We start from the raw sequence: 8,060 nt of genomic DNA, 5'->3' as shown, positions 1-8,060 counted from the left end.
CTGGCCAGCGCCCGCTCGGTGATCTGGGCACTGGGCCTGCTGGTCAACCTGGCGATTTTGGTCGCGGGTTATCGCTGATGCGCCGGGGCGGCCGGCGCTGTGCCGGTAACCATTGGTAAGCAGATTTCCTGCTCTGGTAATAACCCGCACGGGATGACCCCGATGCGGGTTTTTTTGTGTGCCGATAAGCTGCAGTGAGGTAAAAAAACAGGAGAGGTTTCTGCATGAACACACAAGCTCTTGTCTCCCGACGAACCTTTACCGCTGGAGCCGCGCTGGCCGCGGGCGCACTGGCCTTTCCGTCGTTGCAGGCCCAGCCCAAACCCGAAAAAACAAAAATCGCACTGGCAGTCGGCGGCAAGGCCGCGTTCTACTATCTGCCGCTCACCATCTCCGAGCAACTCGGCTATTTCAAGGCCGAGGGCCTGGAGGTTGAAATCAGTGACTTTGCCGGTGGTGCGCGCGCCCTGCAGGCCGTGGTCGGTGGTTCAGCCGATGTCTGTTCGGGTGCGTTCGAGCACACCATCAACCTGCAGTCAAAAAACCAGATGTTCCAGGCCTTTGTGCTGCAGGGCAGGGCGCCGCAAATTGCGTTTGGCGTGTCGACCAAGAACATGCCCAACTACAAATCGGTTGCCGATCTGCGGGGCAAGAAGATCGGCGTGTCGGCTCCCGACTCGTCCACCAACATGATGGCCAACCTGGTGCTGTCGCGCGGTGGCCTGAAGGCCAGCGATGTCAGCTTTATCGGCGTGGGCACCTCGGCCGGCGCGCTGACGGCACTGCGCTCGGGCCAGATCGATGCGATGAGCAACACCGACCCGGTGATGACCATGCTGGAGCAAAGGGGCGAGGTCAAAATCATCAGCGACACGCGCACCCTCAAAGGCACGACCGAAGTGTTTGGCGGCCCCATGCCGGCGGCATGCCTGTATGCGCCGCTGGACTTCATCCAGAAGAACCCCATCACCTGCCAGGCGCTGGCCAATGCCATCGTGCATGGCCTCAAATGGCTGCAGACAGCCGGGCCGAGCGACATCATCAAGGCCGTACCGGAAAGCTATCTGCTGGGTGACCGCGCGCTGTACCTGGCCTCGTTCAACAAAGTGCGCGAATCGATTTCGCCTGATGGCCTGATTCCGGAGGACGGTGTACGCACCGCCCTGAAGGCGCTGGCCAGCTTTGACCCCAGCATCAAGGCCGACAAGATTAACCTGGCCAAAACCTACACCAACGAATTCGCACGTCGTGCCAAAGAGCGCTTCAAGGCCTGAAAGCCTTGTCGCTGCATAAGCGAATTCGCATTGGAGCTGCGGGGCATCAGCTGCATCTTCCGCGCCTGGGATGGGCACAAGCAGGGGCAGTCGCTTGACGCCATCAACGCGCGAAAACTCTAATTCGGGCTTGCGTCTTCCCGCACGGCTGTTCAGCGGCGCTTTTTTGAACTGGCAGACGACTTGGCCACCGCTTTGCCGCCCGCCTTGCCCGCGGATCGGGCAGCCGATTTGACCCCCGTTCGGTTGCTGCCGTGCTTGACGGTCTTGATGCCGTGGCGGCCAGAAGACGCCACCGGGCTGGCCGCTCCATGGTTTTTTACCGGCAGATAGACCGTCACCTGCTGGCCCTTCTTGAAGGACGCCGAAGTACTGACATGGTTCCATGTGGCCACGTTGGCGGCACTCAGGCTGTAGCGCTGGGCAATCGAGGCGACGGACTCTCCCTTGCGCGCCTTGACGGTCGCGCGGCGCGTGATGATTTCGGGCGCCAGCGACACCTGGGCGGTATCGGCCACCTGCACCGTCACATCGTTGTCCACCCGGGCCGAACGCGGTATCAGCAGGGTGGAGCCGGTTTTGATCAACATGCGCGGCGGAATGTTGTTCACGCTGCGCAGGTCCGCTTCGCTCATGCCGGTGCGGCGTGAGGCCTCGGCGGCATTCATGGTGCTGGGCGCCGTCCAGGTGGTCCAGGTGGCAAATTGGCCCTTGTTGTAGGCGTCAAAGTTGCGCTGAAATACCTTGGCGTTGTCCCAGGGCAGCAAGATTTGTGGTGTGCCGGCGGCGATGATGACCGGGCGGTGCGCCGAAGGGTTGAGTGCCTTGAAGTCTTCAATCTTGACATCGGCGAGCCGGGCGGCCAGGGCCACATCGATGTCGCGCGTGATCTGCACCTGCTGAAAATACGGATGATTTTCAATCAGCGGCAGTTCGGTGCTGAATGCCTGCGGGTTGGCCACAATGTTTTTGACGGCCTGCAGTTTGGGCACGTACAGGCGGGTTTCCGCCGGCATGCTCAGATCTTCGTAACGGGTGCCCAGACCGGCCTTCTGGTTTTTGGCAATGGCCCGGCCCACGCTGCCTTCACCCCAGTTGTAGGCGGCCAGTGCCAGATGCCAGTCGCCAAACATGCCGTGCAGCTTTTGCAGGTAGTCCAGCGCGGCGCGGGTGGACGCCAGCACGTCGCGGCGGTCGTCGCGCAGGACGTTTTGCTTGAGGTCGAAATACCGACCGGTGGCAGGCATGAATTGCCACATGCCGGCCGCCTTGGCGGTGGAAACCGCCTGGGGGTTGAAGGCGCTTTCGATAAATGGCAGCAGCGCAAGCTCGGTCGGCATCTGGCGGCGTTCCAGCTCTTCAACAATATGAAACAGGTATTTGCTGGAGCGCTCGGTCATGCGCTGGATATAGTCCGGCCGGCTCGCATACCATTGCTCGCGCTCGGTCACCAGCTCGTTTTGCAGATCGGGCATGGCGTAGCCACGGCGGATGCGGTCCCATAGTTCCCTGGGCGCCTCGGTCGAGGCAATCTGGCGCGAGTCGGCCTGGGCCGGCGTGATGGGGCGCAGCGGCCCGTTGGGAATCAGCGGCTTCAAGTCGGTGCCGGGCACGGGCAGCGTGGTCAGAACCGGGTCACCTGGCATGCCTGGCGGGGAGGTGGCGCAGCCTGCCAGAACGGCCGTTGCAAGGAGGAGCGACAGTGAAAGAAAGCGAAGGGTAGGGGAGGTGAAAGACCCGGTGGAAATCTGGGAGGAGGGCGTGGTTGGGTAGTGAGGCATCATTTGAATTGGTTTTTCCACTGCCTGATGGCGGCAAATGCGGTGCTGTCGTCGCGGGCCGACGCATCAAAACGGCGGGCAGTCGCCATGATAGTGGCTTGTCGGGTGCGTAAAAAAGGGTTAACCAGCAGTTGCAGGGCAATCGAGGTGGACAGGGAGGTGCATGACTAGAATCGACTCTAATTGCGGGGCGTGCTGTTCCGGCACGTGAAGCAACGACCCGGCATCTCCCGGGTCTGCCACCAGAGCGCGTTTGCCGTCATGCATTAACCACGGGTAATTGCCGGCAACAGCGGGAATCGGAATCAAATACATGCAGTGGTCTCGATGAACTCTGAAATTATAGGTTTGACAAACTGGCTCAAAACCCCGCCGGGGGAGTATTTGTTAGGCTGGGAACGGACGCATTTCGACCAGGCGGTGAGTGACGTTTTCGGCTACCACGCGCTGCAACTGGGCCTGCCTGAACTCGATGCGTTGCAGGCCAACCGCATGCCGCACAAATGGCTGGCCCTGGAATCTGCACCGCCGTCAAGCCATGATGCGACTGCGCCGACCCATGGAAGTTCCCCGCGCGCTGCCCTGCTCACCGATTCGAGCGCCCTGCCTTTTCCTGAAAGCAGCCTCGATCTGGTGGTGTTGCCGCATACGCTGGAATTAAGCCGCGACCCCCACGCCACCTTGCGTGAGGTGGAGCGTGTGCTGGTGCCTGAAGGCCGGGTGGTAATCAGCGGGCTCAATCCCGCCAGTCTTTGGGGTTTGCGTCAGCGGCGCGGACACCTGTACCAGCGCTGGGGCTATGACGACTTGTTTTTGCCAAAAACGGGCGAGTTTATCGGTTACTGGCGGCTTCGCGACTGGCTGAGGCTCCTTAACTTTGAGGTAGAGTCGGGGCGCTTTGGCTGCTGGCGCCCCGCATTGACCAGCCAGCAGTGGCTGGACCGCTTTGAATGGATGGATGCCGCTGGCGAGCGGTGGTGGCCGATTTTTGGGGCGGTTTATTTTCTGGTCGCGGTCAAGCGTGTGCGCGGCATGCGCCTGCTGGAGCCGGCATGGAAGTCGCGGCAAACCACCGCAGCGGCCGCACCCACTGCTGTTGCCAACAAGGAGCCGTTGACCGGCTCCCGGTCTTGAATCCTGATATGTCCCGCCGGGCGCCTCGTCCCGGCATCACCCTGAAATTTTGAATCCAGATAATGAGCGACTTACAAGCTGTGACACCCCTCCAACATGTTGTGATTTACACCGATGGTGCCTGCAAGGGAAATCCCGGTCCGGGCGGCTGGGGCGCCTTGCTGGTGATGGGCAGCACCGAAAAAGAGCTGTTTGGCGGCGAACTCGGCACCACCAACAACCGCATGGAAATGACGGCTGTCATCGAGGCACTGACGGCGCTCAAGCGGCCCTGTGGCGTGACCTTGTATCTGGATAGCGAATATGTGCGCAAAGGCATTACCGAATGGATTCACGGCTGGAAAGCGCGGGGCTGGCGCACGGCGGCCAAGGCGCCGGTCAAAAACGTGGACCTGTGGCAAAAGCTCGATGCGTTGGTGACTGCTAGCGGCCACAAGATTGACTGGCGCTGGGTCAAGGGTCATGCGGGCGACCCTGGCAATGAGCGCGCCGATGGACTGGCCAACAAGGGTGTGGAACGCGCGCTGGGCCGGCTTTGAAGGCGGCGGGCTGGGTAAAGGCTTTGTAAAGCTGGTGTGCGCGGCTTTCACCAGGGGCCAGAATTCCAGCGCAAATCGGGGCGTACTGCTACATTGAGAGGTTGTATCTTTTTCTGTAACAAATTCTTCTGTCCATGGCATCAAAAGCAATTTACACGGTGGTCGCGGTGGCGGGTATAGCGGCGGCCTCGGGCGCGGCCTGGTGGTATCAGAAACCCAAGGCCAGCGACAGCGTTGCGGCGGCCACCTCCGGCGTCGTTGCATCGCCTGCCCCGGGTGCGACCAGTGGCGCACCGGGTGGCAAGCCGCCGTCGGTGGAGGTCGCCAAAGTCGAGGTCATGCGCCTGACCGATGACACGCAGGCCGTGGGCAGCCTGCGCTCGCGCCGCGGTGTGGTGTTGCGGCCCGAGGTGAGCGGGCGCATCACCCAGCTCAATTTCACCGACGGACAGCGCGTGCGCAAGGGCCAGGTGCTGGTCCAGTTTGATGACCAGTTGCCGCAGGCGCAGGTGTTGCAAAGCCAGGCCGAGTTGTCGATTGCCCTGGCCAATCAAAAGCGCAATCAGGAACTGGTGGCGCAAAATTTTGTCAGCCAGCGCTCGCTCGATGAAAGCGCTGCCAATTTGCAGGTGGCCCAGGCCAAGCTGGCGCTGGCCAGAGCCGGCGCGGCGCGCCTGAAAATCGTGGCGCCGTTTGATGGCATTGCCGGCATCCGCCTGGTCAATGTCGGTGACTACCTCAAGGACGGGGCCGACATCGTCAACATTGAAGATATCGAAGCCATCTTTGTGGATTTCCGGCTGCCCGAGCGTTTTCATAGCAAGGTCAAACGCGGGCAAACCGCCGTGCTGGACATTGATGCGCTGCCCGGTCGCAAATACAGCGCGCAGATTCAGGCGATTGACCCGCTGATCGACGCCAATGGTCGCTCGGTGGGGGTGCGCGGCTGCATTGATAACCGCCAGCTGCAGTTGCGGCCCGGCATGTTTGCCCGCGTCAACACCGTCTTTGGCGTGCGTGACGATGCACGGGTGATTCCCGAAGAGGCGATGGTTCCGCAAGGCGGACGGCAGTTCGTTATCAAGCTGGTCGACGGCGCGAACAATCAGGGAAAGACCAGCCAGCGGGTAGAGGTCAAGGTCGGCCTGCGCCAACCCGGCAAGGTGGAAATTCTGGAGGGACTGGAGCCCGGCGACACGGTCGTGACCAGCGGCCAGCAGCGGGTGCAGCGAGACGGCACCGTGGTCAGCGTGGTGGACCTGGCCGCGGGCCGTCCGGCGCGAGCGCCGCGTAGCGGGGCTTCTGCGGCCTCACTGCCATCCGTCCCGGCAACCGCGGCATCGGCATCGGTCGCGGCTTCGGCCGTCCCATCCGCGCCGCAGGCCGACAGCGCGCCCGCCAAAGACCAGGTATCGCCGCCAGCGATGGCGCTAACCAAACCGCCGGCCACTGCGGCGGCCCTGTCGGGCCCCAACCCCTGCGGGCCGGTGCTGGCCGAAGCGGCAGGGTCCGGAGCGCGGGCTGGCAGCGCTGCGCCGCCAGCGCGAGGCGCTGCGTCCCCGCCGGCCCGAAATCCGGCTTGAGTCCCGACCGAATGAATAAAAATCGCTTGACCTCGCCGCGCTCCATGCACGTCTGCTCTTCCCATGCTGCTCGCTGAAGTCTCCATTCGCCGTCCGGTGTTTGCCACCGTGCTGTCGCTGCTCATCGTGCTGGTAGGCGCGGTGAGTTTTAACCGCCTCACCGTGCGTGAGTATCCCAAGATTGATGAACCGGTCGTCACCGTCAGCGTGCGTTACGCGGGCGCGTCGGCCGAGGTGATCGAGTCGCAGGTCACCAAGCCGCTGGAAGACTCGATTGCCGGCATTGATGCGGTCGATGTGATCACCTCCATCAGCCGCGCCGATCAGGCGCAGATCAGCGTGCGCTTCCGGCTTGAAAAAGACGCTGATTCCGCCGCCGCCGAGGTGCGCGACCGCACCTCGCGGGTGCGCAACCGCCTGCCGCAAGCGATTGAAGAGCCGGTGATCGCCAAGGTCGAGGCCGATGCCTTTCCCGTCATCCAGATTGCATTTTCCAGCGAGTCGATGACACCGCTGCAGATCAACGACCTGGTCAACCGCATCGTCAAGCCGCGCCTGCAAACCGTAACCGGTGTGGCCGACGTGCGTATTTTTGGCGAGCGCAAATACGCCATGCGGGTCTGGCTGGACACCGACAAACTGGCCTCTTACCGCCTCACCACGCAGGATGTTGAAGACGCAATTCGCCGCAGCAACCTGGAGCTCCCCGCCGGGCGGATTGAATCGCAGCAGCGCGAGTTCAGCGTCACCTCGCAGACCGATCTGGTCAGGCCGTCGCAGTTTGCCGAGGTGGTGGTCAAGACCGTCAACGGTTTCCCGGTCAAGATTCGCGATGTGGCACGGGTCGAAGAGGGCGCGGCCAATGACCGCACGGCGGTCCGGCTGAACGGCCGTTCGGCGGTGGCGGTCGGGGTGATTCGGCAGGCCACGGCCAATCCGCTGGATCTGTCCAAGGGTGTGCAGGAGGCCATCCCCAAGCTCAAGGCCGATTTGCCGCCCGACATGCTGATTGACATTGCCAACGACAACTCGGTGTTCATTGACCGCTCGGTCCGCAACGTCTACCGCACGATTGCCGAGGCGGTTGGCCTTGTGGCGCTGGTGATTTTTGTGTTTTTGCGCACGCTGCGGGCCTCCATCATTCCCATCATCACCATTCCGGTCAGTCTGATTGGGACTTTTGCGCTGATGGCGCTGGCCGGTTTCACCATCAACACACTGACTCTGCTGGCGCTGGTGCTGGCGATTGGCCTGGTGGTGGACGACGCCATCGTGATGCTGGAGAACATCTTTCGCCATATTGAGGAAGGCATGGACCCGTTTTCGGCCGGCATCAAGGGTGCGCGCGAAATTGGCTTTGCCATCGTCACCATGACGGCCACGCTGGTGGCGGTGTACGCGCCGCTGGCCTTCACGCCGGGGCGCACCGGGCGGCTGTTTGTGGAGTTTGCGCTGGCGCTGGCCGGTGCGGTGGTGGTGTCCGGTTTTGTGGCACTGACGCTCACGCCCATGCTGTGCACCCAGTTACTGCGCCACAACCCCAAACCCAACCGCTTTGACCGCGGCATGGAACGCGTATTGACGGTGGTCTCTGACCGCTACGGCGCCGCGCTGCGCTGGGTGGTGACGCGGCGCTACCGGCCGGCGGGCAACGCCAGCATGGGCCAGCGCATTGGCGGCTGGGTATTGCAGGCGCGCTGGATTGTGCTGGCGGTGATGCTGGTCAGCGCGGTTGCCATTTTGCTGGTT

7 protein-coding genes are annotated in these 8,060 nt (G+C 62.5%); 5 read left to right on the top strand and 2 right to left on the bottom strand.

Annotation, left to right across the window (positions count from 1 at the left end):
- Positions 1 to 224 precede the first annotated feature (224 nt).
- Positions 225 to 1,274, top strand: a complete 1,050-nt coding sequence (locus tag RMO23_RS14470; protein ID WP_309682911.1) for an ABC transporter substrate-binding protein — start codon at positions 225 to 227, stop codon at positions 1,272 to 1,274.
- A 152-nt stretch (positions 1,275 to 1,426) separates the two neighbouring features.
- On the opposite strand, the gene RMO23_RS14465 is transcribed toward RMO23_RS14470, so the two are convergent.
- Together RMO23_RS14465 and RMO23_RS14460 are read right to left on the bottom strand one after the other, a co-directional pair.
- On the bottom strand, positions 1,427 to 2,920 hold the full coding sequence (locus RMO23_RS14465) for a transglycosylase SLT domain-containing protein (RefSeq protein ID WP_309682909.1): 1,494 nt from the start codon (positions 2,918 to 2,920) through the stop codon (positions 1,427 to 1,429).
- Positions 2,921 to 3,054: 134 nt separating this feature from the next.
- On the bottom strand, positions 3,055 to 3,183 hold the full coding sequence (locus tag RMO23_RS14460; RefSeq protein ID WP_309682917.1) for a hydroxyacylglutathione hydrolase C-terminal domain-containing protein: 129 nt from the start codon (positions 3,181 to 3,183) through the stop codon (positions 3,055 to 3,057).
- 199 nt (positions 3,184 to 3,382) lie between these two features.
- Here RMO23_RS14460 and RMO23_RS14455 point away from each other — a divergent pair, with 199 nt between their 5' ends.
- The 4 genes from RMO23_RS14455 to RMO23_RS14440 form a co-directional block, all read left to right on the top strand.
- Positions 3,383 to 4,189, top strand: coding sequence for a methyltransferase domain-containing protein (locus tag RMO23_RS14455; protein ID WP_309682914.1), 807 nt, complete (start codon positions 3,383 to 3,385; stop codon positions 4,187 to 4,189).
- Positions 4,190 to 4,251: 62 nt separating this feature from the next.
- Complete coding sequence (gene rnhA, locus RMO23_RS14450; protein ID WP_309682906.1) at positions 4,252 to 4,728, top strand: ribonuclease HI; 477 nt, start codon at positions 4,252 to 4,254, stop codon at positions 4,726 to 4,728.
- A 134-nt stretch (positions 4,729 to 4,862) separates the two neighbouring features.
- Positions 4,863 to 6,311, top strand: coding sequence for an efflux RND transporter periplasmic adaptor subunit (locus tag RMO23_RS14445; RefSeq protein ID WP_309682903.1), 1,449 nt, complete (start codon positions 4,863 to 4,865; stop codon positions 6,309 to 6,311).
- Between the two features lie 63 nt (positions 6,312 to 6,374).
- Positions 6,375 to 8,060 (top strand): efflux RND transporter permease subunit (locus RMO23_RS14440; RefSeq protein ID WP_309682901.1); only part of this gene is annotated, 1,686 nt, incomplete at its 3' end.

Origin of the sequence: Polaromonas sp. (genome assembly GCF_031411155.1) — a bacterium.
Lineage (GTDB): Bacteria > Pseudomonadota > Gammaproteobacteria > Burkholderiales > Burkholderiaceae_C > Polaromonas.
Note: the sequence above shows the minus strand (reverse complement) of the source record. Positions and strands in the feature narration are given on the sequence as shown.